Source organism: Microbacterium sp. MPR-TSA4 (genome assembly GCF_058792815.1).
On record NZ_JBXAFF010000004.1, the window covers coordinates 107,129 to 131,408 of the forward strand.

General features: G+C 71.5%; 26 protein-coding genes. 9 read left to right on the top strand and 17 right to left on the bottom strand.

The annotated features are described in order from the left end of the window. Positions 1-7: 7 nt before the first annotated feature. Genes AC1Q49_RS04060 through AC1Q49_RS04075 form a run of 4 tightly spaced genes read right to left on the bottom strand, consistent with a single transcriptional unit; the run spans position 8 to position 2,911 of the window. Positions 8-616 carry a hypothetical protein gene (locus AC1Q49_RS04060; RefSeq protein ID WP_492491026.1) on the bottom strand — a complete coding sequence of 203 codons (609 nt, stop codon included), beginning with the start codon at positions 614-616 and terminating at the stop codon, positions 8-10. Beyond that, positions 613-1,218: a hypothetical protein gene (locus AC1Q49_RS04065; protein ID WP_492491027.1), complete on the bottom strand. Its 606-nt coding sequence runs from the start codon at positions 1,216-1,218 to the stop codon at positions 613-615. Before AC1Q49_RS04065 ends, AC1Q49_RS04060 begins: the two co-directional genes overlap by 4 nt. Continuing rightward, positions 1,215-2,621, bottom strand: a complete 1,407-nt coding sequence (locus tag AC1Q49_RS04070; RefSeq protein WP_492491029.1) for a hypothetical protein — start codon at positions 2,619-2,621, stop codon at positions 1,215-1,217. The genes AC1Q49_RS04065 and AC1Q49_RS04070 overlap by 4 nt, the downstream gene beginning before the upstream one ends. Beyond that, complete coding sequence (locus AC1Q49_RS04075; RefSeq protein WP_191009419.1) at positions 2,618-2,911, bottom strand: hypothetical protein; 294 nt, start codon at positions 2,909-2,911, stop codon at positions 2,618-2,620. Before AC1Q49_RS04075 ends, AC1Q49_RS04070 begins: the two co-directional genes overlap by 4 nt. A 153-nt stretch (positions 2,912-3,064) precedes the next feature. Between AC1Q49_RS04075 and AC1Q49_RS04080 the strand changes: the two genes are divergently transcribed. Next, the gene (locus tag AC1Q49_RS04080) at positions 3,065-5,287 is read left to right on the top strand and encodes an ATP-dependent Clp protease ATP-binding subunit (RefSeq protein WP_082808061.1); all 2,223 of its coding nucleotides are present in this window, start codon (positions 3,065-3,067) and stop codon (positions 5,285-5,287) included. A 20-nt stretch (positions 5,288-5,307) separates the two neighbouring features. Here the strand turns inward: AC1Q49_RS04080 and AC1Q49_RS04085 are convergent, their stop codons facing one another. Continuing rightward, complete coding sequence (locus AC1Q49_RS04085) at positions 5,308-6,606, bottom strand: MFS transporter (RefSeq protein WP_492491030.1); 1,299 nt, start codon at positions 6,604-6,606, stop codon at positions 5,308-5,310. Positions 6,607-6,662: 56 nt separating this feature from the next. On the opposite strand from AC1Q49_RS04085, the gene AC1Q49_RS04090 reads away from it, so the two are divergent. Then, positions 6,663-7,160, top strand: coding sequence for an ArsR/SmtB family transcription factor (locus AC1Q49_RS04090; RefSeq protein WP_223849544.1), 498 nt, complete (start codon positions 6,663-6,665; stop codon positions 7,158-7,160). A gap of 114 nt (positions 7,161-7,274) precedes the next feature. Here the strand turns inward: AC1Q49_RS04090 and AC1Q49_RS04095 are convergent, their stop codons facing one another. After that, positions 7,275-7,856, bottom strand: a complete 582-nt coding sequence (locus AC1Q49_RS04095; protein WP_061782202.1) for a nitroreductase family protein — start codon at positions 7,854-7,856, stop codon at positions 7,275-7,277. A 189-nt stretch (positions 7,857-8,045) separates the two neighbouring features. Here AC1Q49_RS04095 and rraA point away from each other — a divergent pair, with 189 nt between their 5' ends. The 3 genes from rraA to AC1Q49_RS04110 all read left to right on the top strand — a co-directional run bounded on the left by rraA (position 8,046) and on the right by AC1Q49_RS04110 (position 10,342). Continuing rightward, entirely contained in the window at positions 8,046-8,513 is a 468-nt protein-coding gene (gene rraA, locus AC1Q49_RS04100; RefSeq protein ID WP_492491032.1) for a ribonuclease E activity regulator RraA, read from the top strand. A gap of 68 nt (positions 8,514-8,581) precedes the next feature. Next, a complete protein-coding gene (locus tag AC1Q49_RS04105) occupies positions 8,582-8,962 on the top strand; it encodes a VOC family protein (protein WP_205282065.1) in 381 nt (126 codons plus the stop codon). Positions 8,963-9,028: 66 nt separating this feature from the next. Beyond that, positions 9,029-10,342, top strand: coding sequence for a cation:proton antiporter domain-containing protein (locus AC1Q49_RS04110; protein ID WP_492491033.1), 1,314 nt, complete (start codon positions 9,029-9,031; stop codon positions 10,340-10,342). Between the two features lie 10 nt (positions 10,343-10,352). Here the strand turns inward: AC1Q49_RS04110 and AC1Q49_RS04115 are convergent, their stop codons facing one another. After that, positions 10,353-11,441: an ABC transporter permease gene (locus AC1Q49_RS04115; protein ID WP_492491034.1), complete on the bottom strand. Its 1,089-nt coding sequence runs from the start codon at positions 11,439-11,441 to the stop codon at positions 10,353-10,355. After that, positions 11,438-12,322, bottom strand: a complete 885-nt coding sequence (locus AC1Q49_RS04120) for an ABC transporter ATP-binding protein (protein ID WP_060959711.1) — start codon at positions 12,320-12,322, stop codon at positions 11,438-11,440. The genes AC1Q49_RS04115 and AC1Q49_RS04120 overlap by 4 nt, the downstream gene beginning before the upstream one ends. 259 nt (positions 12,323-12,581) lie before the next feature. On the opposite strand from AC1Q49_RS04120, the gene AC1Q49_RS04125 reads away from it, so the two are divergent. Next, positions 12,582-13,952: a hypothetical protein gene (locus AC1Q49_RS04125; protein ID WP_492491035.1), complete on the top strand. Its 1,371-nt coding sequence runs from the start codon at positions 12,582-12,584 to the stop codon at positions 13,950-13,952. Positions 13,953-13,967: 15 nt separating this feature from the next. Here the strand turns inward: AC1Q49_RS04125 and AC1Q49_RS04130 are convergent, their stop codons facing one another. Both AC1Q49_RS04130 and AC1Q49_RS04135 read right to left on the bottom strand, forming a co-directional pair. Next, positions 13,968-14,651: a response regulator gene (locus AC1Q49_RS04130; RefSeq protein ID WP_492491036.1), complete on the bottom strand. Its 684-nt coding sequence runs from the start codon at positions 14,649-14,651 to the stop codon at positions 13,968-13,970. Then, the gene (locus AC1Q49_RS04135; RefSeq protein WP_061782203.1) at positions 14,648-15,901 is read right to left on the bottom strand and encodes a sensor histidine kinase; all 1,254 of its coding nucleotides are present in this window, start codon (positions 15,899-15,901) and stop codon (positions 14,648-14,650) included. The genes AC1Q49_RS04130 and AC1Q49_RS04135 overlap by 4 nt, the downstream gene beginning before the upstream one ends. 92 nt (positions 15,902-15,993) lie before the next feature. Here AC1Q49_RS04135 and AC1Q49_RS04140 point away from each other — a divergent pair, with 92 nt between their 5' ends. Together AC1Q49_RS04140 and AC1Q49_RS04145 are read left to right on the top strand one after the other, a co-directional pair. Beyond that, on the top strand, positions 15,994-16,443 hold the full coding sequence (locus tag AC1Q49_RS04140) for a VOC family protein (protein ID WP_492491037.1): 450 nt from the start codon (positions 15,994-15,996) through the stop codon (positions 16,441-16,443). Further along, the gene (locus AC1Q49_RS04145; protein WP_060959707.1) at positions 16,443-17,069 is read left to right on the top strand and encodes a dihydrofolate reductase family protein; all 627 of its coding nucleotides are present in this window, start codon (positions 16,443-16,445) and stop codon (positions 17,067-17,069) included. The genes AC1Q49_RS04140 and AC1Q49_RS04145 overlap by 1 nt, the downstream gene beginning before the upstream one ends. 7 nt (positions 17,070-17,076) lie before the next feature. Here AC1Q49_RS04145 and AC1Q49_RS04150 read toward each other — a convergent pair whose 3' ends face one another. The 3 genes from AC1Q49_RS04150 to AC1Q49_RS04160 form a co-directional block, all read right to left on the bottom strand. Continuing rightward, positions 17,077-17,916: an exodeoxyribonuclease III gene (locus tag AC1Q49_RS04150; RefSeq protein WP_060959706.1), complete on the bottom strand. Its 840-nt coding sequence runs from the start codon at positions 17,914-17,916 to the stop codon at positions 17,077-17,079. Positions 17,917-18,052: 136 nt separating this feature from the next. Beyond that, entirely contained in the window at positions 18,053-19,468 is a 1,416-nt protein-coding gene (gene pntB, locus AC1Q49_RS04155) for a Re/Si-specific NAD(P)(+) transhydrogenase subunit beta (RefSeq protein ID WP_492491038.1), read from the bottom strand. After that, the gene (locus AC1Q49_RS04160) at positions 19,465-21,021 is read right to left on the bottom strand and encodes a Re/Si-specific NAD(P)(+) transhydrogenase subunit alpha (protein ID WP_492491039.1); all 1,557 of its coding nucleotides are present in this window, start codon (positions 21,019-21,021) and stop codon (positions 19,465-19,467) included. Before AC1Q49_RS04160 ends, pntB begins: the two co-directional genes overlap by 4 nt. A gap of 150 nt (positions 21,022-21,171) precedes the next feature. Here AC1Q49_RS04160 and pyrE point away from each other — a divergent pair, with 150 nt between their 5' ends. Continuing rightward, entirely contained in the window at positions 21,172-21,747 is a 576-nt protein-coding gene (gene pyrE / locus AC1Q49_RS04165; protein ID WP_060959703.1) for an orotate phosphoribosyltransferase, read from the top strand. 120 nt (positions 21,748-21,867) lie between these two features. On the opposite strand, the gene AC1Q49_RS04170 is transcribed toward pyrE, so the two are convergent. The 4 genes from AC1Q49_RS04170 to AC1Q49_RS04185 are packed head-to-tail and all read right to left on the bottom strand — an operon-like array spanning position 21,868 to position 24,278. Further along, positions 21,868-22,047, bottom strand: a complete 180-nt coding sequence (locus AC1Q49_RS04170) for a hypothetical protein (protein WP_492491040.1) — start codon at positions 22,045-22,047, stop codon at positions 21,868-21,870. Then, entirely contained in the window at positions 22,047-22,175 is a 129-nt protein-coding gene (locus tag AC1Q49_RS04175) for a hypothetical protein (protein ID WP_255266080.1), read from the bottom strand. Before AC1Q49_RS04175 ends, AC1Q49_RS04170 begins: the two co-directional genes overlap by 1 nt. 34 nt (positions 22,176-22,209) lie before the next feature. After that, entirely contained in the window at positions 22,210-23,478 is a 1,269-nt protein-coding gene (locus AC1Q49_RS04180; RefSeq protein ID WP_492491041.1) for a GDSL-type esterase/lipase family protein, read from the bottom strand. Further along, the gene (locus AC1Q49_RS04185) at positions 23,475-24,278 is read right to left on the bottom strand and encodes an alpha/beta hydrolase (RefSeq protein WP_492491042.1); all 804 of its coding nucleotides are present in this window, start codon (positions 24,276-24,278) and stop codon (positions 23,475-23,477) included. Before AC1Q49_RS04185 ends, AC1Q49_RS04180 begins: the two co-directional genes overlap by 4 nt. Between the last annotated feature and the right edge of the window lie 2 nt (positions 24,279-24,280).

Consider the following 24,280-nt stretch of genomic DNA (forward strand, 5'->3'; position numbering starts at 1 on the left):
GGTCCTCTCAGTCCCAGCGGAGCGTGCGCAGCAGAAGGTCGCCGAGCTCCGCCAGGGCGTCGACGATCGGGGCGAGCTGCGGGTCGGCTGTGCCGCTGACCGTGCACACCGCGCGCAACCGGCGGTCGGTGCCGGGGATCGGCCAGGCGAAACGCAGGCGCAGGAGAGGTGCCATCTCCGCGGTGTCGGCGGGCGCCGCGAACCGTGCCGTCTCCCGTTCGGCCTGCCCGGCGGAGGTGGTCACGCTCTCGCGGACCTCGGATGCCGACGCCTCCTCGTCTTCGGGGGTCGTCGGTGCCGGGCCGGTGCTGATCGCGACCGCGAGAGACACGGGCGCGCGCCACGGCACGCCCATCGGGACGATGAGGTCGAGCACGCCCGCGTTGCGCGCGCTGCGGGCCGAGGCGACGAGCTGGGCGGCGGTCCTGTCGATCTGCGGGCCGTAGCTGTCGCGCGGCAGGTCGCGGTAGTGCCGACGGACGAGGTCGGCGATCTCGGCGTCGGTCGAGCGTGCCACGGGGATGAGCAGGAACCCCGGCGGCAGCACGAGCCGGTAGCGCGGGGGAGCGATCTCGGTCACGGTGCCCGTCGCGGTCTCGGTGTCCTTCGCGGTCACGGTGTCCTCCGCGGTCTCGGAGGGCGGCGCTGCGCCCGGTCCCGATTCCAGTCCCACGGGCGGCGCGGGGCGCGACGCACGATCTCCTTCGGCGCCACCACGGTGCCGTCCTCGTCGATGTACTCCCGCCACGGTCGCGGCAGCAGGCGCATCGCGCTCAGGAGCATGCGCGCGACGGTGAGGAGGATGAGGAAGAACTGGATGAAGACGAGGGTGTCGACGCCGAAGAAGTTGACGCGGCCCTGGTGGGCTTCGGCCGCGGCGGTCGCGGCGGCGATGACCAGCGTGGTGCTGACGCTGAGCACGAGCACCGTCAGAAGCGTGCTGCGTGTCGTCGCCCGCGCGCCACGCAGGGGCAATGGCAGGGAGCCGAGCGCCAGCACGACCAGGAGCAGTGTCAGGGGGTACGCCGCCCACCACGGCGGCATGAACGCAGGAAAGCCGTCGGGCACGCTCCCGTTCTCGACGACGGCACCGGTGACGAGCTGCCCGATGAGCAGCCCGATCGTCGGCAGGGCTCCGAACACGATCCACAGGATCGTCGCGACGAAGAGGCCGTCGCCGAAGCGGGCCTCCCACGCCACCTGGCGCTGCAGCCTCACGGGGCGGAGGGGGTGCGCCAGTCCGCCCCCATCGGCGCTTCGAAGAGGCCGGGAACGAATCCGTACACCTCGTTGAGGCCCGTCGTGAGGGTGCCCAGTGGGGTCTGCACCCCCGTCTGATCCTCGACGCCGTGCACGATCTGGTCGCCCAGCTTGATGCCGATGCCGAGCACGTTGTAGCCGTCCAGTGCCGAGCCGATCTTGCCCGTGGTCCCGACCACGGCCTTCAGGCCGTCGACGCTGCTCGTCACGAGGTCGTCGACGGCTCCCCCGGCGCCGAGTCGGGCCTGCGCGGCGATCTGGTCGAACTCGGAGATGATGATGCTGTCCGACTCGCGGATGCCCTTGATGGCGTCGTCGCCCCAGCGCGTCACCACCTGTGCCAGGTTCGGCCGCGCGGACAGCACGCTCGCGCTCTCCTCGGCCACCATGCGCAGCGGCTGGCGGATCGAGCCCACCAGGCCGCGGTCGAGCAGATTGCCGACGACCTGGCGAGCGCCGTTGCCCCACACCATTCCGGGGCTGCGGACGGCGAGCGTCGCGGCGCGGCCGCCGCGCAGGGCGACGGTGCCGAGCTTGATGCCGGCCAGGGCGGCCGTGCCGACGCCGAAGGTCAGCACGCCGATCGCGTCGAGTGCGAAGTCGAACCACGACCCGTCGCCCGACGACGCCAAGAGGAAGCTCAGTCCCATCGACACGACGGCCAGGCCGAGGGCGATGGGGGCCAGGACGGGGAAGAAGATCGACAGCACGCCGACGATCGCGGTCACGATGGTCAGCACGTCCTTGACGACCTTCAGCCACTCGGCGTTCTGGTTCACCCAATCCAGCACGTTGTCCCAGGCCGAGTCGTTGAGCTCGTCGCTCGACACCGTCTGCGAGATCGTCGAGGCCGCCGTGTCGCCGGCGCGCTGCACGCGCTCGACGGCGGCGTCGTACGCGGCCTGCGCCTGCGACAGGTCGGTCGCGGCCGTCGTGCTCAGCGACGAGTACCGCCGCGCGGCATCCGTGGCCTCGGCGAGCTCGCCGGGATCGACCGTCTGTCGGGTCGCTTCGCGGGCCTCCGAGAGGTTGCGCTGCGCGTAGGTGTGCCGGCGCTGCGCGTCGTCGTGCGCGGAGATCGCGGACGCCGCCTGCTGCTGCGCCTGCTCGAGCTCGTCCGCGAAGGTGGCCAGCGCGGAGCCGGCGACCTCGTAGCGCTCCCGGATACGGGAGAGATAGGTCTTCGTGTCGCCGATCGTGCCGGCCAGGGCCTCGACGGCCTCGCTCGTCTCCTGCGCGGACGCGTCGATCACCGCCTGCAGCATCTCGACCGCGTCCGACACCGCACGGGCGGTCGAGCTGTACCGCGAGGCGTGCCCGCGGATGCCGGCGACATCGCCGCCGAGGGGTGCCATTGTCATCCGTCGCTCCCGTCCGTGAGTTTGTCGGCCAGCTGGCCGTCGACGCCGTCGAACGCCTCCGCCGCGCCGTCGGCGCGCTGCTGGAGCTGGTCCACGCGATCGGCGAGGTCCTTGCGGCGCCGGTCCCACCCGGAGGTGAAGGAGTCGACGGCGGAAGCGAGCCCGGCGTGCGGGATCATGCCCGCCAGGTCGCGCGCGTCGCCGTCCGCGGCGGTGAGGGTGCCGTGGACGGTCGCGAGCTGGTTGGCGAGGTTTCGGAGGTTCTCCGTGTTGACGACGAGATCGGCCACGTCGTCACTTTAAGCGGCCCCGCACGGCATCGCGATGGGGAGGAGTCCCCATCTGCCGCCCCCTTGCCGCCCGCATCACGTTTTGATAAAGTTGAGTCTAGATGGCTCAAGTTTGAGCCTCGCAGATTTCCTCACGAGTTTCAAGGAGAAACGATGAACGCACAGCCCCAGCCCGGGCAGGAGGAGCAGCAGAGCGCCCTCGAGCAGTTCGGGATCAACCTCACCGACCGCGCGCGGCAGGGAAAGCTCGACCCGGTGATCGGACGCGACAGCGAGATCCGCCGCGTCAGCCAGGTGCTCACCCGCCGCACGAAGAACAACCCCGTCCTCATCGGCGAGCCCGGCGTCGGCAAGACCGCCGTCGTCGAGGGCCTCGCCCAGCGCATCGTGGCGGGCGACGTCGCGGAGTCGCTGAAGGACAAGGAGCTCGTCTCCCTCGACATCTCCGCGCTCGTCGCCGGCGCGATGTACCGCGGGCAGTTCGAGGAGCGCCTCAAGAGCGTCCTCAAGGAGATCACCGAGTCCGAGGGTCGCATCATCACCTTCATCGACGAGCTGCACGTGCTCATGGGCGCGGGCGGCGGCGAGGGGTCGGTCGCGGCGTCCAACATGCTCAAGCCGATGCTCGCCCGCGGCGAGCTGCGCCTGATCGGCGCCACGACGCTCGACGAGTACCGCGAGTTCATCGAGAAGGATGCCGCGCTCGAGCGCCGCTTCCAGCAGGTGTACGTCGGTGAGCCCAGCGTGGAGGACACGATCGCGATCCTCCGCGGCCTGAAGGAGCGCTACGAGGCGCACCACAAGGTCGCGATCGCCGACGGGGCGCTCGTGGCCGCGGCATCCCTGTCGAACCGCTACATCCCGAGCCGTCAGCTCCCCGACAAGGCCATCGACCTGATCGACGAGGCCGCGTCGCGGCTGCGCATGGAGATCGACTCCGCACCGCTGGAGATCGACGAGCTGCGCCGCCACGTCGACCGGCTCAAGCTGGAGGAGCTGGCGCTCAAGCGCGAGAAGGATGCCGCGTCGAAGGAGCGGCTGGCCACGCTCCGCGAGACCCTGAAGGTCGAGCAGGCGCGCCTCGACGAGCTGCAGGCGCGGTGGGAGCGCGAGCGCGCCTCCCTCAACGCGGTCGGCGACCTCAAGACGCGCCTCGACCAGGCGCGTGTCGAGGCCGAGCGGGCGCAGCGCGAGGGCAACCTCGAGAAGGCGTCGCGGCTGTACTACGCGGAGATCCCGGCGCTGGAGCGCCAGGTGGCGCAGGCCGAGAACGCGGAGGCCGCCGAGGGCGGCGAGCGGATGGTCGGCGACCAGGTCACGGATGCCGACATCGCCGCCGTCATCGCGGCGTGGACCGGCATCCCCGTCGGGCGCCTGCTGCAGGGCGAGAGCGAGAAGCTCGTGCACCTCGAGGCCGAGCTCGGCAAGCGCCTGATCGGGCAGAAGGACGCCGTGAAGGCGGTGTCCGACGCGGTGCGCCGCTCGCGCGCCGGCATCAGCGACCCGAACCGGCCGACCGGTTCGTTCCTGTTCCTCGGCCCGACCGGCGTCGGCAAGACCGAGCTCGCCAAGGCGCTCGCAGAGTTCCTGTTCGACGACGAGCGCGCCATGGTGCGCATCGACATGAGCGAGTACGGCGAGAAGCACTCGGTCGCGCGGCTCGTCGGTGCCCCTCCGGGATACATCGGCTACGAGCAGGGCGGTCAGCTCACCGAGGCCGTCCGGCGCCGTCCGTACTCGGTGGTGCTGCTGGATGAGGTCGAGAAGGCGCATCCCGAGGTGTTCGACATCCTGCTGCAGGTGCTGGACGACGGCCGCCTCACCGACGGGCAGGGGCGCACGGTCGACTTCACGAACACGATCCTGATCCTGACGTCGAACCTCGGCTCGCCGATCCTCATCGACCCGACGCTGTCGGTCGCGCAGAAGCGCGAGCAGGTGATGGCCCTCGTGCGGACGGCGTTCCGCCCCGAGTTCCTCAACCGCCTCGACGACATCGTCATGTTCCAGGCGCTGAGCCAGGACGACCTGGCTCAGATCGTGGAGCTGTCGGTCGACGCGCTGCAGCGGCGCCTGCGCGATCGCCGGCTGACGCTGGCGGTCACGCCCGACGCCCGCGCGTGGCTCGCCGAGCGCGGCTACGACCCGATCTTCGGTGCGCGGCCGCTGCGCCGGCTCATCCAGTCCGAGATCCAGGACCGTCTCGCGATGGCGCTGCTCTCGGGCGGTGTGCGCGACGGCGACCTGGTGCGGGTGGACGTCGCGGCCGACGGTGCGAGCCTCGTGCTCACCAGCGCGGGAGCGGCGCCCGACGAGGGCACGGATGCCGCGGCATCCGACGACGACGTGATCGAGGCCGAGCTGCTCGACGACTGACGACGCCCGGGTCCGCCGACTCAGGCGGCGTCCGCGGGGAGGGTCCGCATCCGCCAGAACGGGCCGATGACGACGGGCAGTGCCGACAGCAGCGCGCCGAGAGCGCCGATCCAGATCGTGGGGACGGTGCCGATGGCGGTGCCGAGAGCCCCGGCGGCCAGTGCGGCCAGCGGCATCACCCCCCAGACGCAGAAGCGGATCGAGGCGTTCATCCGCCCCAGCAGGCGCCGCGGGGTGATGCGCTGGCGGAACGTGACCTGCGTGATGTTGTAGAGCACGACGGCGAAGCTCATGGCCGCCCACTGCGCGGCGAGCAGCACGAAGGCGGGACCCGAGGGCAGCAGCGCCGCGAGCGGCAGCGGGATCGTCGCCAGCGAGAACCCGATGGCGCTCAGCGGGATGGCGCGTGCCTCGCCGACGCGCGCGGCGATGCGGCCGGAGAGGGCGGCCCCGAGCAGCCCCCCGACCGCGCCGAGCGAGAACAGCAGGCCCATCGCCGCGGGCGAGAACCCGAGCACGCGCAGGACGTAGATCGGCACGAGAGTGAAGACGATCGTCGAGAAGAGGTTCGAGATCGCCGTCGTCGCCACGATCCGCCGGAGCAGTCCGTGTCCCAGCACCCATCGCAGACCCTCCCCGATCTCGCGGTGCAGCGGCGCGCGGTCGACCGGGGAGCGGAGCACCTCATGGTCCCGCGTGAAGGCCAGGGAGGCGAGGGAGAGCACGTACGTGAGCGAGGTCGCCGCGATCGCGAACGGCGCCGAGAGGATGCCGACGAGCCACCCGCCCGCCGCAGGGCCCGCGAGTCCGGCGAGCTGATTGGTCGACTCCAGCTTGCCGTTGGCCTCGGCGATCTGGTCCCCGCGCACGAGCGAGGGGACGATGCTCTGGTAGGACACGTCGAAGAACACGGTCGCGACCCCGACGGTCAGGGCCACGGCGTAGAGGTGCCACATCTCGAGACGTCCGTTCAGATGCAGCAGCGGGATGACGGCGAGGGCGAGCGCCCGGACGCCGTCGGCCACGATCATGACGCGACGCTTGCGCATGCGGTCGATCCACGCGCCGGCCGGGAGCCCCACGACGAGGAAGGCAGCCGTCGCCGCCGCAGTGAGATAGCCGACCTGGGCATCGGTCGCGTGCAGCAGGAGCACGGCGAGGACGGGGATCGCCAGCTCGACGACCTGCGCGCCGAACTGGCTGAGCGCCTGCCCCGACCACATCGTGAGGAAGTTGCGGTCGCGCCACAGCGAACCGCCGTGACCGGCGGGGGTCGGCGCGGGGATCGTCTCCGGCGCCGCGGCATCCGATTGGGACATGTCAATCAGTATGGGCCACTGATTGGGAAAGTCAATCAGTGGCTAGGATGAGGCGCATGGACGACGTCTCCGGCCGCGCGGCCGCGCGAGCACTCAGCTCCCCGCTGCGGATGCGCATCCTGCGACTGTGCCGATTCGACGCGCGCACCAACAAGGAGCTCGCCGACCTGCTCGAGGCCAATCCCGGCACGATGCTGCATCACGTCCGCACTCTGGTCGACGCCGGCTTCCTGCAGCCTCAGCCCGCTCGCGCCGGCGCGCAGGGGGCGCGGGAGGTCCCGTACCTGGCGACCGGCCGATCCTGGGACGCCGCCATGGACGACGGGGTGCCGATCATGATGGAGACCGTGCGGCAGCAGGTCGCGCTCGCCGATCCCGAGACGGTGCAGCTCGCGTGGCTGGGCCTGCGCCTGAACGCGGAGGCGAAGGACGAGCTCGACCGCCGCGTCACGGCGCTGCTCGACGAGTACAAGGATCGCCCGCCGGACGTCGACGGCGAGCCCTACTCGCTCGTCGTGATCACGCATCCCGACCTCAACCCGCCGCCGCGCTGATCACCCGCGCGGGTGAGACACACCTGCAGATGCGAAAAACCACTCCTGCACGTGTTTCTCGTGCGGGGAGTGGTTTCTCGCGGAGCGGGCGCGGCGGAGGCCGCACGCCGCGCGTCAGTCGTTGGCGATCAGCGACTCGGCGATCGGACGGCGCACGCGCGGGGCCAGCTCGCGCTCGCGCAGCGCCTCGGGGGCGGCGTCGATGTCGCCCAGGGCGCCGACGGCCATCACGGTCACGGCGACGATGTCGTCGCCGAAGCCGAACGCCGCGGCGATCGCGTCGCGGTCGAAGCCGCCCATCTGGTGCGTGTGCAGGCCCGACGCGTGCGCCTGCACCGTGAAGTGCGCGGCGGCCTGGCCGGTGTCGTACGCGGCCCACGGCAGCGGCTTGCCGTCGAGGGCGGCCGACGAGGCGAACACGACGAGGGCAGCGGCATCCGTGGCCCACGACTGGTTGAAGCCCATCAGGGCGTCCACGATCTGCGCGTGCGCGGCCGAGCCGCGGCGGGCGACCACGAAGCGCCACGGCTGCGTGTTGTTGGCGGACGGCGCCCAGCGGGCGGCCTCGAGCGCGCTGGCGAGCGCGTCCTCGTCGATGGGCGTCGCGGGGTCGAAGATGCGGGTGCTCCAGCGCTCGGCGAGGACGTCGAGAATCGGCGCGTCGGTGTCGGCGGGGTGTGCGGCGATGGTGCTCATGGTCGTCTCCTGAAGAAGGATGAAGGACGGTTTGTCGGTGGGACGCCATCGGCCCGGTCGATGCAACCGTATGCACACGCGATCTGTTCCCGCCGAGAAGGCGCCGGCTTTTGCCGTCCGCGGAAGGACCGCGGATCTTCCTCGGATGCCGAGGGCACCGGGGCCTGTGCCGGTCGCTACGGTGGCCCCATGACCATCGCGACGGCCGACCTGTACGACGAGCGCGGCGACGCGCTGGACTCCCTCGCCCTGCAGCTGCACGACATCGGCGGACGGGCGGCGTTCGACGGCCCGATCCGCACGATCCGCTGCCACCGTGACAACGCCCTCGTCAAGGCGACGCTCGCGACCCCCGGCGACGGCGCCGTGCTCGTGATCGACGGCGGCGGCTCGCTGGAGTCGGCGCTCGTGGGCGACCTGATCGCGGCATCCGCGGTCGAGAACGGCTGGGCCGGCCTCATCGTGCACGGTGCGATCCGCGACCGGGTCGCGATCGGCACGCTCGATCTCGGTGTCAAGGCCCTCGGCTCGAACCCCCGCAAGAGCGCCAAGGCGGGCATCGGCGAGCTCGATGTGCCGGTGGAGATCGCCGGCGTCGTGTTCCGCCCCGGCGCGCACGTGTGGGCGGATGCCGATGGGATCCTCGTCGAGCGCTGAGGGTCTTGCGCGGTCCTCGCCGGAGGTCGATGCTGAGAGCGCCGCCGCATCCACTTCGGGAGTGTCAGATGATCGCGTTCGCCTCCGCCTTCTCCGGGTTCTCCGTCGACGACATCGATGCCGCGGAGGGGTTCTACCGTGACGTGCTCGGCCTCGCCGTGCATCGCAACGCGATGGGAATCCTGGACATCGACCTCCCCGGAGGAGGCCGGGTCATCGCCTACCCGAAGCCCGATCACCGACCGGCTGCGTTCACCGTCCTCAACCTCGTGGTCGACGACATCGACGCTGCGGTCGACGCGCTGAACGCGGCGGGCGTGGTGACCAAGATCTACACCGACCCGGATTTCGGCACCGATGAGCGCGGCGTCTCGCGCGGACGCGGCCCCGACATCGCGTGGTTCCGCGACCCCGCGGGAAACGTGCTCTCGGTGATCGTCACCGACTGAGGCGACGACTGGCAGACTGATCCCCGAACCGGGGCGTGCTCACCCCGCGCGACGAGAGGGTGAACGGTGCCGCTGATCTTCCTGCTGGGCTTCGTCGTGATCGGGCTCTGGTCGGTCGTCGCCCATCGCTTCGAGCGCACCGGCGTCGCCGGACCGGCCGTCCTCGCGGTCGCGGGGGCTGCGCTCGTGCTGATCGACGTGACGGGCTTCGCCGATGCCGTGGGCAGCGACTCCGCCGAGCACGTGGTCGAGCTGATCCTCGCCGTGCTGCTGTTCGTCGACGCCTGCGAGGTGAGCGGCGGCGTCTTCGGCGGCGAGGGCCGCATCATCGCGCGCCTCGTCCTCATCGCGTTGCCGCTGTCGCTGCTCGCCGTCGTGCTCAGCGGCGTCTTCCTGCTGCCGCAGCTCAGCGTCTTCGTGCTCATCGTCATCGCCTGCGTGATCATGCCCACCGATTTCGCCCCCGCCGCGACGCTGCTGCGCTCGCCGCGGATCCCGGCGCGGATCCGGCAGATCCTCAACGTCGAGAGCGGCTACAACGACGGTCTCGTCTCGCCGATCTTCGGCATGGGGCTGGCCGCGGCCATCGCGTGGCCCACGATCCTGGCGGCCGTGAACTCCGACACGCTGTCCGCGGAGAACGAGGCGCAGCTCGAGGAGCGCATGGGTGAGTTCTTCGAGGCCTTCTTCGGGGCGGTGCCCGCCACCCTGTTCGCGATCGTCGTCGGCGCCGTGATCGGCGGGGTGTTCGGGTTGTGCGTCCGTTGGGCGTCGCGTCGCGGTTGGGCGGATGCGCCCGGCATCCGCTACGTCATGCTGCTCGTGCCGCTGATCACGTTCGGCGTCGCCACGCTCAGCGCCGTCGCGGCGAACGGGTTCGTCGCGGCCTTCGTCGCGGGCATCGTGTACCGGCTGGCCCGCACGCGGCGGACCGACGAGCGCACGATCCCGCACCAGGAGGTGCTGTTGGTCGAAGAGGCGGGCACCCTCGCCGCCAACATCGTGTGGTTCGTCCTCGGCGCCATGACGACGGTCGTCGTGTTCAACGGCTTCGACGCGCGTCTGCTGGTGATCGTCGTGCTCGCCCTGACGCTGTTCCGCGTCGTCCCCGTGTACGCGGCGCTGCTCGGCTCGTCGCTGTCGTGGGGCTCGCGCACGTTCGTCGGCTTCGTCGGTCCGCGCGGCACGGCGACGATCGTCTTCGGCCTGCTCGCCTTCAACAAGCTCCCCGACACCGAGGCCTACGACGTCCTCGCGGTGATGGTCCTCACCGTCGTCGGCAGCATCCTCCTGCACGGGATCGTCATCCCGCAGGTCGTGAATCGGCGGATGCCGGTGCTCGCGTCGTCCGCGCAGCCACCGGCATCCGCCGAGCACTGATCCTGCGCGGTCAGCCCGCGAGGGCCTCCGAGAGCTTCACGCGCGCGCCCATCCGCAGCAGCGAGTTCTGGTAGATCTTCGCGGCCACCCAGATCGCCGCGGCGCACGTGACGAGCATGATCGCGAGCGAGAGCACCGGCTCCCACCACTGCGCATCGCCGAGGAAGATGCGCACCGGCATCCCGACGGGGGCGGAGAACGGCACGTACGACATGATCGTCATCACCAGCGGGTTGTCGTTGAAGAAGATGACGAGGAAGTACGGCGCCATCACGAGCATGGTCAGCGGGGTGGTGGTCGAGCCGATGTCCTCCATCCGCGAGACCATCGCGGCGGCGGCGGCGAACAGTGCCGCCAGCAGGACGAAGCCGAACAGGAAGAACACCGTGAACCAGGCGAGCGGGGCACCGAGCCCCGCCAGCAGATCGCTCTGCCCCGTGACGGTGAGCCCCACGATCGCGATCGCGGCGAGGCCGATGATCTGACCCATCGCGAGGATCGTGTTGCCGATCACCTTGCCGGCCAGCAGCGCCCGCACGGGCACCGCCGAGATCAGCAGCTCGACGACACGCGTCTGCTTCTCCTCCACCACCGACTGCGCGATCGTCGAGCCGAAGGTGAGGGCGGCCATGAAGAAGATGATCCCGAACCCGAGGGCGACCAGGTAGCGCAGCGCCGGGTTCGTGCCCGACGGGTCGATCAGCTCCACCTGCGGCGTCAGGCTGAGCACCTGCAGCAGCGACGTCGGAGCCGCATCCTTGGCGACCACGGTGTAGTCGAACGGTGCCGCGCCGCCGGGAATCAGCGCCGCCTCGACGGTGCCGTCCTGCACGAGGGCGCGGGCGGCCGCGGCATCCGCGACCTCCGTCGGGTTCAGGGCGGGGTTGTCGGCGACCGACGCCGCGGTCTCGGCGGTCACCGCGATCGGCGTGCGATTGTCGGACTGCGCGGAGAACCCTCCCCAGAGCACGCCGACGAGCGCGAGCACGAAGAGGATGCCGGTGGAGATGAGGTATGCCTTGCTGCGGAGCTTCGAGCCGACCTCGCGCTCGGCGACGAGCCACGTGCTCTGGGCGAAGGACGGAGCGCTGGTGTTCACTGGATGACCTCCTTGAAGATCTGGGCGAGAGAGGGCTGCTTCGGGGCGAAGCTCGCGACGGCGCCCGCGGCGACGGCACGGTGCAGCACGCGCTGGGCGGCGGCGTCGTCGTCGACGTCGAAGAGGGCGTAGCCGCCGTCGAACGAGAGCACGTCGACGCCGGGCTCATCGCGCAGCCACCCCAGGTCTCCCGCCGAGACGAGCTCGTAGCGATGCTGGGCGTGCTCCGCGCGCAGCGCGTCGCGTGTGCCGGCCGCGCGGATCGTGCCGCCCGCGATGATCACGAGGTCGTCGCAGAGGCGCTCGACGACGTCGAGCTGGTGCGAGGAGAAGAGCACGGCGGCGCCCTCGGCGGCGCGCGCCTGGAGCACACCGGCCACGACGTCGACGGCCATCGGATCGAGGCCCGAGAACGGCTCGTCGAGGATGAGCACCTGCGGATCGTGCACGAGCGCGGCCGCGATCTGGGCGCGCTGCTGGTTGCCGAGCGAGAGCGTCTCGACGTTGTCGCGCAGGCGCTCGCCGAGTCCCAGCTCGACCAGGAGCGCCTCGGCGCGCGCCGTCGCCTCGGCCTTGTCGAACCCGTGCAGCCGGGCCAGGTAGACGATGTGCTCGAGCACGCGCATCTTCGGGTACAGGCCGCGTTCCTCGGGCATGTAGCCGAACCGGCGCCGGTCGGCTGCCGTGACGGGGGCGCCGTCGAGGGCGACCTCGCCGCCGTCGCGGCCGAGCACGCCGAGCACGATGCGCATCGTCGTGGTCTTTCCCGCGCCGTTGCCGCCGACGAATCCCGTCAGACGGCCCGAGGGCACCCGGAAGCTCACGTCGTCGAGCACACGCGTGGTGCCGTAGCTCTTGGTGATGCCGGTCAGTTCGAGCATGTTCTCCTCTTCACGCGGCGCTGTCGGGGAGGGGGTCGTCCCGCGCCGTCGCCGTCGTCTCCACGCTAGGGAGAACGGATGCCGCAGACCTCCCCCGCACGGTGGGGATCCGGCTCGCCTCCGCTGCCGGGGAGGCCGCGGCATCCGTCGCGCGGGGGAGTTCTCACGGCGCAGAACCGCGGTGCACTCGGCGAATTGTCAGGAACAGGTAACACCGCGTCCACCATTCCCCCAGGTGATCTCTTCTACACTCTGTCGGGTGACGAGCGCTCCTGAGGTGACCCGCGCCCTCGGCGCCCGTGTATCCGACCGTGCTCGGGAATGGTGGCCCCGGGCCCTCCATTTCGCGTTCACGCGTCGCGGCCTGCTCATCGGCTTCGCCGTCGTGCACGCGCTCTTCTTCCTGGCGCTGCTGAAGGTCATGATCTTCGGCGGCACAGAGGGCGACCTCCCGCTGTACCGTCTGTGGGCCGAGCAGGCCATGCACGGCCACTGGCCCGTCATCGACATGCCCTGGGTCTACCCGGCCGGGGCTCTCGCGCCCATCATGGCGGCCATCGTCGCCGGGCCGTGGAACTACCAGCTCGTCTGGCTGCTCATGATGGTCGGGGCGAACTTCGTCGCCGTCCTGGCCCTCACCGACAACCTCCGCAACCGCAAGGGCTACGTCGCCGCCTGGTACTGGCTCGCGATCCAGGTGCTGCTGGCGCCCGTGTCGATGCTGCGCCTCGAGGGCTTCGCCGCGCCGCTGGCCATCGCCGGTCTCGTCTGGCTCGTGCGTCGTCCGTTCGTCGCGGGCGTGCTCATCGCCGCCGCGACGTGGATCAAGGTGGCCCCCCCCCCCCCCCCCGCGGACGCCGTCAGCGTGTCGTCGATGCGGATGCGGATCATCGCCGGCGGCCTGGCGCTGAGCGCCGCCATCGCCGGCATCGTCGTCGCCCTCGGCGGCGGCGCGAACCTCTTCAGCTTCGCGACCATCCAGGGCGACCGCGCCCTCCAGCTCGAGGCCCCCGTCGCCACCCCGTGGGTGTGGGCGACGGTGCTGGGTCTGCCGGGCGCGCAGATCCACCAGAACTACGTGCTGGCCACCCGTGAGGTCGCCGGCCCCGGCGCGGCCGCCGCCGGCGTGCTCGTCGGCTACGCGATGCCGATCGCGTTCGCCGTCATCGTCGTGCTCCTGTGGCGCGCGCGTCGCCGTGCGGTGCAGGAGGGCGCGCTGTCGCTCATCGGCGAGCAGCACCTCATCCTCCGCGGGGCGTTCGCGCTCACGTCGGCGCTGATCGTCTTCAACAAGGTGGGCTCGCCGCAGTACATGCTGTGGCTGGCGCCCATCGTCGCGGCCGGGCTGCTGATCGATCGCAAGGCCTGGACCTCGGTCGCCGTCTGGCTGGCCGTCACCTGCTTCCTGACGACGCTCGTGTTCCCGGTGCTCTACCTGCCGCTGATCGATGCGCACCCGTTCGCCGCGGGCGTGCTGCTCGCGCGCAACGTCCTGCTGGTCGGTCTGTTCGGCTGGAGCCTCGTGGCGCTGTGGCGCCCCGACGCCACCCTGGTGTCGCTGCGCGAGCGTCTCTCGCGGGCCGCCACCACGGCGACGACCGGTTCGATCCCCGTCGCCATCCGCGGCTGACGCACCCGGCGCCGGTCAGACCAGACCGTGCCGGTGGGCGTAGACCACCGCGGCGACCCGGTCACGGGCGCCGAGCTTCTGCAGCACGTTCGAGACGTGCGTCTTCACCGTCGCCTCTCCGATGAACAGCGCCGTCGCGATCTCGGCGTTGCTGCGCGCGTCGGCGAGCAACCGCAGCACCTCCGCCTCGCGATCGGTCAGCTCGGCGACCAGCGCGGCGCGCGGCTTCTGCGCCGCGGGCGCCGCCGACGGGGCCGCGTACGCGGGGGATGCCGCGAAGCGCTCGATCACGCGGCGCGTCACGGCGGGCGCGAGCAGCGCGTCGCCGGCTGCCGCGACACGCACGGCGGTGACGAGCTCTTCGGGGCCGGCGTTCTTCAGGAGGAAGCCGCTCGCGCCGGCGTGCAGCGCCTGGAAGAGGTAGTCGTCGCGGTCGAAGGTGGTCACGATGACCACGACCGCGTCGACGTCGGGATCGGAGACGATCCGGCGGGTCGCCTCGAGGCCGTCCATGTCGGGCATCTGCACGTCCATGCAGATGACGTCGGGTCGCAGGGCGGATGCCGCGGTCAGCGCATCGGCGCCCGATCCCGCCTCCCCGACGACGACGATGTCGCCCTGCGCCTCGAGGATCATGCGGAACCCCGCACGCATCACGGCGTGGTCGTCGACGAGCAGCACGCGCACGGGGGCGCTCACGACCGCGCCTCCTTCGCCCGCGCCGGCACGCGCACCCGGACGAGGAACCCGCCGCGCGGGCGTGGACCGGCCTCGAGGGTGCCGCCCGACGCGGCCGCGCGCTCGCGCATGCCGACGATGCCCAGCCCCGCGCGCCCGGCGACGTGCTCGCGGCCGCTGTTGGCGACCTCGAGCTCGACGTGGTCGTCGGCGAAGCGCAGGCGGACATCGGCCGCGGCATCCGGCCCGCCGTGGCGACGGGCATTGGTGAGCGCCTCCTGCGCGATGCGGTAGAGGTTCACCTGCACGAGCTCGGGCGGCTCGACGGCGTCGCCGACGACGGCGAAGGTCGTCGGCATCCCGTTGTCGTTGGCGTGCGCGACCAGCTCGGGGATCGACGCGAGGCGCACCGTCGACGCCGCGGGGGTGTCTGCGTCGGGCGTGCGCAGCGTCTCGAGCAGCTGACGCAACTCGCTCAGGGCCTCGCGGGCGGACGCCTCGACCGTCACGAGCGCCTCGCGGGCGGCGTCGGCGTCGTGATCGAGCACGGTGCGGGCGGCGCCGGCCTGCACCCCCATGGCCGAGACGTGGTGGGCGACGACGTCGTGCAGCTCCCGCGCGATGCGCACCCGATCGAGCGCGACGGCCTGCGCGGCGGTCAGCTCGCGTTCGCGTTCGAGCTCTCGCGTGCGCTCCTCCAGCACGGCGCGCGAGCGCGCGTCGGCCCAGGCCCGCTCCCCGAAGAAGAACGCGCCGCCGAAGAACGCCACGTTCACGAGGAACTGGATGATCATCCACGCCGCGAACGGGGAGAACAGTCCGGCGCGCGACGGGCCGGCGCCGTCCGGGTCGATCGCCGCCTGGAACGTCGTCACGAGCAGCCAGAGGAACATCCCGACCACGACGGCCAGCCGCACGACGGTCGCGCGTCGACGGTCGCTCACCCAGGCGCCCACGGTGTACATCGCGATGAACACCGCGACGTTACTGACGTACACCTCGGGGATGCGGGCCGAGACGCCCACGAAGAAGGCGAGTGCCACCACGATCAGCGTGATCTCCGGGAAGCGACGACGCAGCGCGAGCGGGAGCGTGAGGGCGGCGACGTACACCAGGGCCCATCCGAAGGCGGGCGTGTCCTCGCCGTAGAACCCCGCGACCTTCCCGAGCCAGGCGCTGATCACCGCACTGACGAGCAGCGCCAGCGCGAGCCAGACGTCGTTGCGCCGCTGGGCGGGCGTCGTCGTGCGGTCGAGGTCGGTCGAGCTCATCCCTCCACGCTAGGGCGAGGCGGATGCCGCGGCATCCCCCGTGCGACGGAGAGGGTCTCGACGCGGCGGGCGGCGCGGTGCATGCTCGCTGTATGACGAGCATCTTCGTGAACATCCCGACGAGCGACCTCGAGCGCAGCATGGCCTTCTACCGGGCCCTCGGCTGCGACATCAACCCGAACTTCACCGACGAGAACGCCGCGTGCGTCGTCTGGTCGGGCGACATCTACTTCATGGTGCTGCGCCGCGAGTACTTCGCGACCTTCACCGACAAGCCGGTGGGCGAGCCGAAGGAATGGGCCCAGACGTCGTTGTCGTTCTCGCGCGACTCGCGGGAGGACGTCGACGCGATCGTCGAGGCCGGCGTCGCCGCCGGCGGCACCGAGCCGCGCCCCGCCCAGGACTACGGCTTCATGTACAGCCGCGACCTCGACGATCCCGACGGCAACAGCCTCGGCTTCCTGTACATGGATCCCGTCGCCGCCGAGCAGGGACCGCCGGCGGACGCCGACGCGTCGGGCGGCGACGCGGGCGGCGCGTGATGCGCGGGCGGATCGTCATCGACCTGTTCACGACGCTCGACGGCGTCGCCCAGGCGCCGGGCGGCCCCGAGGAGGACACCAGCGGCGGGTTCCCGTTCGGCGGATGGCAGGCGCCGTTCGAGGACGCCGTCATCGGCGAGGACGTCGGCAGCGGCATCCGACGGATGGACGCCCTCCTGCTGGGACGACGCACCTACGACATCTTCGCCGGGTACTGGCCGCACCACACCGACGGGCCCGAGGGGTTCATCGGTCGGCACTTCGATGCGATCCCGAAGTATGTGGCGACCCGGGCCGGCCTCGAACCGGGGTGGGCGGGCACGAGTGTGCTGACGGGCCCGGATGCCGAGGTCGTCGCGGCCGTCGACGCGCTGCGCGACCGCCACGCGGAGGTGCACGTGATCGGCAGCGTCGACTTCGCTCAGACCCTGCTGCGCGCCCGCGTCTACGACGAGCTGAAGCTGTGGGTGCATCCGGTGGTGCTCGGACAGGGCAAGAAGGTGTTCCCGGACGGCGCCGCACCGGCGCGGCTGCGGTTGATCGCCCCGGCCGTGTCGGGCCCCACCGGCACGCTGCTGCTGCGCTACGCGCCCGACGGCGACGTCACGACCGGCGACATGACCTGACCCCCGGTCACCAGATCATCGGCCGGTCGTCGTCGTCCGGGCCCTCGAGGTCGAGGTCGACGACCACCGGAACGTGATCGCTGGGGATCTCGCCCTTGCGCTCGTCGCGGTGGATGGCGGCCGCGGTCACCGCGTCGGCGAAGGCGTGCGAACCGAGGATGAAATCGATGCGCAGACCCTCGTTGCGCGGGAAGCGCAGCTGCTTGTAGTCCCAGTAGGTGTAGCCCGTGGGAACGAGCGGACGGACGGTGTCGGCCAGTCCGGCGTCGAGGAGCGCCTGGAACGCGGCGCGCTCGGGCGGGGAGACGTGGGTGGTCACGCCCTCGACGACGGTGGGGTCGCCGTTGTCGGCATCCGTCGGGGCGATGTTGAAGTCGCCGGTGAGCGCCAGCGCCCGGTCGGGGTCGGCGGCGAGCGTGTCGGCGGTGTAGCCGCGGAGCGCCTCCAGCCAGTCGAGCTTGTAGCGGTAGTGCGGGTCGTCGAGTCCGCGCCCGTTGGGCACATAGAGGCTCCAGACCTCGACGCCGCCGATCGTGGCACCGAGCGCGCGGGCTTCGAGAGGAGCGCCGGGACCGTCGTGGCCCTTCGCGAAGCCGGGCATGCCGGGGAACCCGACCTGCAGGTCCTCGATCGGCTCACGGCTGGCGATCGCGACGCCGTTCCACTGGTTGAGCCCGTGCGCCTCGACGGTGTAGCCCGCCTCTTCGAACGCCTCGTACGGGAACTGCTCGGGCTTGCACTTGATCTCCTGCATCGCCAGCACGTCGATGCCCTCGCGGACGGCGAAGTCGACGGTGCGGACGACGCGGGCGCGGATCGAGTTGACGTTCCAGGTGGCGATGCGCATGGCATCCAGCGTATTGGCCACCGCCGACGCGCCGGTCACCCGGCGCCCGCCTGCACAACTCCTCCCCAGTCGGCGGCAGTGCTGCCTCGGTACCCGCGCCGCGCGCTTCCGGCGGAGTTGTGCAGGCACCCTCGGGTCACAGCGCCCGCAGGATGTCCTCCACCCGCTGCTTGGCGTCGCCGAACAGCATCTGCGTGTTGTCGCGGAAGAACAGCGGGTTCTGCACGCCGGCGTAGCCCGAGGCCATCGACCGCTTGAACACGATGACGTTCCGCGCCTCCCACACGTGCAGCACCGGCATGCCGGCGATGGGCGAGCCCGGGTCTTCGGCCGCGGCCGGGTTGACCGTGTCGTTCGCCCCGATCACGAGCACCACGTCGGTGTCGGCGAAGTCGTCGTTGATCTCATCGAGCTCCAGCACGATGTCGTACGGGACCTTGGCCTCGGCCAGCAGCACGTTCATGTGGCCCGGCAGACGCCCGGCGACGGGATGGATGCCGAAGCGCACCTCGACGCCCCGCTCGCGCAGCCGCTTCGTGAGGTCGGCGACCGGGTACTGCGCCTGGGCGACGGCCATGCCGTAGCCGGGGGTGATGATGACCGACCGGGCGTCGCGGAGGAGTTCGGCGACCGCCGCGGCATCCGTCTCGTGGTGCTCGCCCTCCTCGGCGTCGGCGCTGCGGGGAGCCTCGATGCCGAACCCGCCGGCGATCACCGACAGGAACGACCGGTTCATCGCCTTGCACATGATGTACGAGAGGTACGCACCCGACGAGCCCACGAGGGCGCCCGTGACGATCAGCAGGTCGTTGTTCAGGAGGAAGCCCGCCGCGGCCGCCGCCCAGCCGGAGTAGCTGTTGAGCATCGAGACGACGACCGGCATGTCGCCGCCGCCGATCGAGGCCACCAGGTGCCAGCCGAGAGCGAGGGCGAGCACGGTCACGGCGACGAGCAGCCAGATCGACGGGGTCGCGACGTACCAGACGGTCAGGGCGAGGAACAGCACGAGCGCGCCGACGTTGAGGGCGTTCTTGCCGGGCAGCATGAGCGGCTTCGACGACATGCGCCCCGAGAGCTTCAGGAAGGCGACGATCGAGCCCGTGAAGGTCACGGCGCCGATGAACACCCCGATGAACACCTCCGCGTGGTGGATGCCGACGAGCTCGGGCGCGATCCCGTCGGCGTACAGGTGGCCGTTCCAGCCGACGAGCACGGCCGCGAGGCCCACGAAGGAGTGCAGCAGGGCGATGAGCTCGGGCATGCCGGTCATCTCGACCACGCGCGCCCGCCACAGGCCGATGGCGCCGCCGACCACGACCGCGGCCACGAGCAGCCCGACCCCGAGCGCGGCGGTCGCGCCGTCGGGCAGGAGGGTGCCGCTCGCGAAGACGAGTACGAGCGTGGCGAGCAGGGCGATCGCCATGCCGGTGATGCCGTAGACGACGCCGCGACGGGCGGTCTCCTGTTTGCTGAGGCCGGCGAGGGCGAGGATGAACAGCAGCGCCGCGACGATGTACGCGGCGGTCGAGACGGACTGGGCGAGCGCGGTCACTTCTGGTCGCCCTTCTGGAACATGGCGAGCATGCGACGGGTCACCGCGAAGCCTCCGAAGATGTTGATGGATGCCAGGAGCACCGCGATCGCCGCGAGCACCTGCACCACGGGGTTCGGCACGACGATCTGGCTCATGGCGCCGACGACGATGATGCCGCTGATCGCGTTGGTGACGCTCATCAGCGGTGTGTGCAGGGCGTGGGCGACCTTGCCGATGACGTAGAAGCCGATCACGACCGACAGGGTGAGAACGAGGATGTGCTGCGGCAGGGGCGCGGGCGCGACGGCGCACACGAGGAACAGCGCGGCGATGCCGGCGACGATCAGACCGGTCTTCGCTCCCGCCGAGAGCCCCTTCTTGGGGGCCGGCGCGGGGGTGGATGCCGCGGCATCCGCCCCCGGCGTCGCGGGCGCGGCCGAGACCTGCACGGGCGGCGGCGGCCAGGTGACGGCGCCGCCGCGCGTGACGGTGACGGCGCGCTGCACGACGTCGGTGTCGTCGATGACGAGCTGCCCGTCCTTGCCGGGGGTGAGGAGGGCGAGCAGGTTCAGCAGGTTGGTGCCGTAGAGCTGCGACGCCTGCTGGGGGAGGCGTCCGGCGAGGTCGGTGTAGCCGAGGACGATGACGCCGTTCGCCGTGACGACGCGCTCGCCGGCGACGGAGCCCTCGACGTTGCCGCCCTGGCCCGCGGCCATGTCGACGATGACGCTGCCGGGCTTCATCGCGGCGACGTCGGCGGCGGTGATCAGTCGCGGGGCCGCGCGACCCGGGATGAGCGCCGTCGTGATGACGATGTCGACGTCGGCGGCCTGGTCGCTGTACAGCTTCGCGGCCGCGGCGTCGTAGGCGGCGCTGGTGGCCTTGGCGTAGCCGTCGGCCGAGACCTCCTTCTGCTCGTCGGGCACGACGACCTCGAGGTAGGTGCCGCCGATCGAGGCGACCTGGTCGGCGACCTCGGGGCGCGGGTCGGTGGCGCGGACGATCGCGCCGAGGCTCGAGGCGGCGCCGATCGCGGCGAGTCCGGCGACGCCCGCGCCGGCGACGAGCACCTTGGCGGGCGGGACCTTGCCGGCGGCGGTGACCTGCCCGGTGAAGAAGCGGCCGAACTCGTTCGCGGCCTCGACGACGGCGCGGTAGCCCGCGATGTTGGCCATGGAGCTGAGCACGTCCATCGACTGCGCACGCGAGATGCGCGGCACGGCGTCCATGGCGAGGGCCGTCACGCCGCGGGCGGCGAGGGCGGCGAGCAGGTCGGGGTCGAGCGCGGGGCTCAGGATGCCGATGAGCGTCGCCCCCGGCTGCAGCAGCGCGATCTCGGCATCCGTCGGGGCCGCGACCGACAGGACGACGTCGGCGCCCCAGGCCTCGTCGCGGGTGGCGATGGTCGCACCGGCGGCGGTGTAGGCGGCATCCGGGAACGACGATGCCGCGCCCGCGCCCGCCTCGACGCTCACGTCGTAGCCGAGCGCGCGGATCTTGCCGACGGTGGTGGGGGAGGCGGCGACGCGGGTCTCGCCGTCGCGCTCGCGGACGATGCCGATACGGGCCATGGTGCTCCTTCGATCGGGTCGGGCGGAGCGTCCGGGATCGCCCGGGCACCGCGCCGGGTGACGTTCCCGACTCTAGGGGGCGGGGCGGACGCCGCGGCGGGTGATGACGCGGAAATAATCCCGGTTCTTCGCTTCCGTAGACTCGTGTGCATGACCGCCGCCTCCACGCCCGAGCTCGAGTCCGAGCGCCGCGCCCTCGTCGACCTCATCGCCGCCGAAGCCGTCTTCCACGGCGACTTCACGCTCTCCAGCGGCAAGAAGGCGACGTACTACGTCGACATGCGCAAGCTCACGCTCGACCACCGCGCGGCTCCCGCGATCGGCCGGCTCGTGCTCGACGCGGTGCGCGACCTGAACGTGGATGCCGTGGGCGGCCTCACCCTGGGGGCCGACCCGATCGCGAACGCCGTCATGCACGCGTCGGTCGCCGCCGGTACCCCCGTGGACGCGTTCGTCGTGCGCAAGGAGCCGAAGGACCACGGCCGCGGTCGCCAGATCGAGGGCGCCGAGGTGGCCGGCAAGCGTGTCGTGATCGTCGAGGACACCTCCACCACGGGCGGCTCCCCCCTGAAGGCCGCCGAGGTCGCCGCGGCCGCGGGTGCGGAGATCGTCGCGGTGGTCACGGTCGTCGACCGCAAGACCGGCGCCCAGGCCGCCGTCGAGGCCGCCGGCTACGAGTGGCGGTCGATCATCGATCTCGACGACCTGGGCCTGCAGGCCCAGTAAGGGCCGCGGCTCGCGCGTCCCGCGCCGCACCGGATTCGGAGATCAGCAACGGATTCGGATGCCGTCGGCCGGCAGATCCGAATCCGTTCTCGGCATCCGATTCTGGGAACGCCGGTGCGCTCAGCGGAAGATGGGCAGCTGCGACGCCAGTGCGAACACGAGGCCCGCGAGCGTCAGCAGCAGGATGCCGCGGCCGTTGGGCAGCGGGGTTCCCTGCGGGGCGTCGCGGCGGCCGCGCACGAACAGCACGAGCGCGACGATCAGCAGGATCAACGCCGTGACGACGAACACGATGGCCATCACTGGTCGCTCCCGTCGCCGCGGTCGCGCCGGCGGCCGCGGATCACCTGCATGACGAACACGACGAGCGTCCCGGCCAGCACGAGGGCGGTCGAGGCGAACAGCAGGGTCTGCTCGGTCGCGTTCACGGTGTCTCCTCCGCCCGCGTGGAGGCGGGCAGTCTCAGCCTAGCCGCGTCCGCGGGGCGAGCCCGGTCCGCGGAACGAGCCCGCCCGCGCCGAACACCGCGGCGGCGAACCGCGCCGCGATCTCGGCATACAGCTCCGTGTCGGGGTGCAGGCTGTCGGGCAGCGTGTAGCGCGCCTGATCGTCGGGGCCGTAGAGACTCAGGCCGTCGAGGTACGCGATCCGCTCCCCGGATGCCGCGCGCACCCGCACCACCTCGGCCAGCTGCCGCCGCGACTCGGTCATGTTCAGCGCGCCGCGGGCGACGTCGGCGGCCTCCCCGGCGGCATAGCAGCGGACGTGACCGTCGTCGAAGAACTCCACGTCCGACGGTCCGGGGGTGTCCTCGCTTCCCGGCCAGAGGATCGACGACGCCAGCACGATGGGGGTGTCGGGATGCCCGGCGCGCACCCGATCGAGGAAGCCGTGCACCGCGGGCGTGAACGTGCGCTGATCGAACGACCGCGCCCCCACGATGTTGATGCCCACCTTCAGCGTGATCACGTCGGCGGGCGTGGCGGCGATGGTGTCGGCGACGAACGGATCGAGCATGCACTGTCCGCCGAAACCCAGGTTGATCAGCGAGAGATCGCTCGCCCGCGCCGCGATCACGGGCCACACCCCGGTCGGCGACGGCGTCTCGACGCAGTGGCTGATCGAGCTGCCGTGGTGGATCCACACCGGTGCGCGCGACGGCTCCGCGGCAGTCACCGGGGCGTCGGCCCGGAGGTCGAGCAGATCGACGATCATCCCCTGCGGCAGCCACACGGTCACGGCCTTCTCGGTCGCCGCACCGCCCGAGTCGCCCGTGCCGCCCGTGTCGCCCAGGGCGATCTCCAGCGTCGCGGGCTCGGTGACGGGCTCGTCGGCCGCGGCATCCCCGGTCCACGACAGCCGCCGCAGGTCGGTGATGGGGGCGCGCGCCGTGTGCACCGGCCGGCCGTCGACCTCGACGACCACATCGTTGACCGGCCCGGCGAGCTCGGCGAAGTACAGCTGCGTGCACCGCAGCGTCAGCGACAGCCGCGTCGCGGCGGTCGTGAACCGCAGCCGCACGCCGCTGGCGTTCGCCGTGATCGCCCGCAGGATCTCGCCGTTCGGCGGGAACTGCGCCCACGTGCTGCGTGGCAGGCGCAGGGGGCGGATGCCGCGGCTCTCGTCGACGTCGAGGTGCCCCTCCAGCAGCACCTGAGCGTCGCCGAGGCGTACGACCTCGCCGATCCCGGTCGTGTCGGTGGCGCGGGTGGAGATGACGGACGTGCTCACGATGCGGTCCTCTCGGAGTGGATCTGGATGAAGGAGACGGTGCGGGAGATCAGCTCGTCGCGCTGGGGGAGCTCGGCCCACCCGTGATCGGCCCCCTCGACGACGACCACCTCGGCGCGCTCGCCGAACACATCCGCCGCGGCGTAGCGCTCGGCATAGGAGACGGGCACGAAGTCCGCCGTGCCGTGCAACAGGAGCGCCGGCCCGCCGTACCCGGCGGCCCGCGCGTACGGGTCGAACGCGAGGGCGTCGTCGCGCATGGCCGGTCCCATCCGCATGCCGAGGAAGTCGAAGAACCCGTCCGGGCCGTCGAGCGCGGCCAGCGAACGCCCCTGGATCTGCCCCGAGCGGATGTCGTCGACGAACACCGCCGCCGTCGACCACATCGTCAGCGACCGGATGTCGCCGTCTTCCGCTGCCGCGACCGCGGCGATGACCGAGCCCAGGCTCATGCCGACGAGGTGGAGGTTCTCGGCATCCACCTCGGGCCTCTGCCGCACCGCCGCCAGCACGGCCGCCGTGTCGGCGATGTCGCCGGATGCCGTCGTGTCGAAGAACTCCCCGTCGCTCTCGCCGTGGCCGGCGCGGTCGAACGCCAGCACGCCGAACCCGGCCGCGACCAGCGCGCGGGCGAGCGTCACGAAGACGCCGGTGGTCTCCACCCGCGATCCGCCGAAGCCGTGCAGCAGCACGACGGTCGGTCGCGGCTCCCGGGCCGCGCCCGCCGCGGCATCCGGCAGGTAGTGCGTGCCGCGCAGCGTCCGTGCGCGGACGGTGGTCTCGAAGGGAACGAGTCGCATGG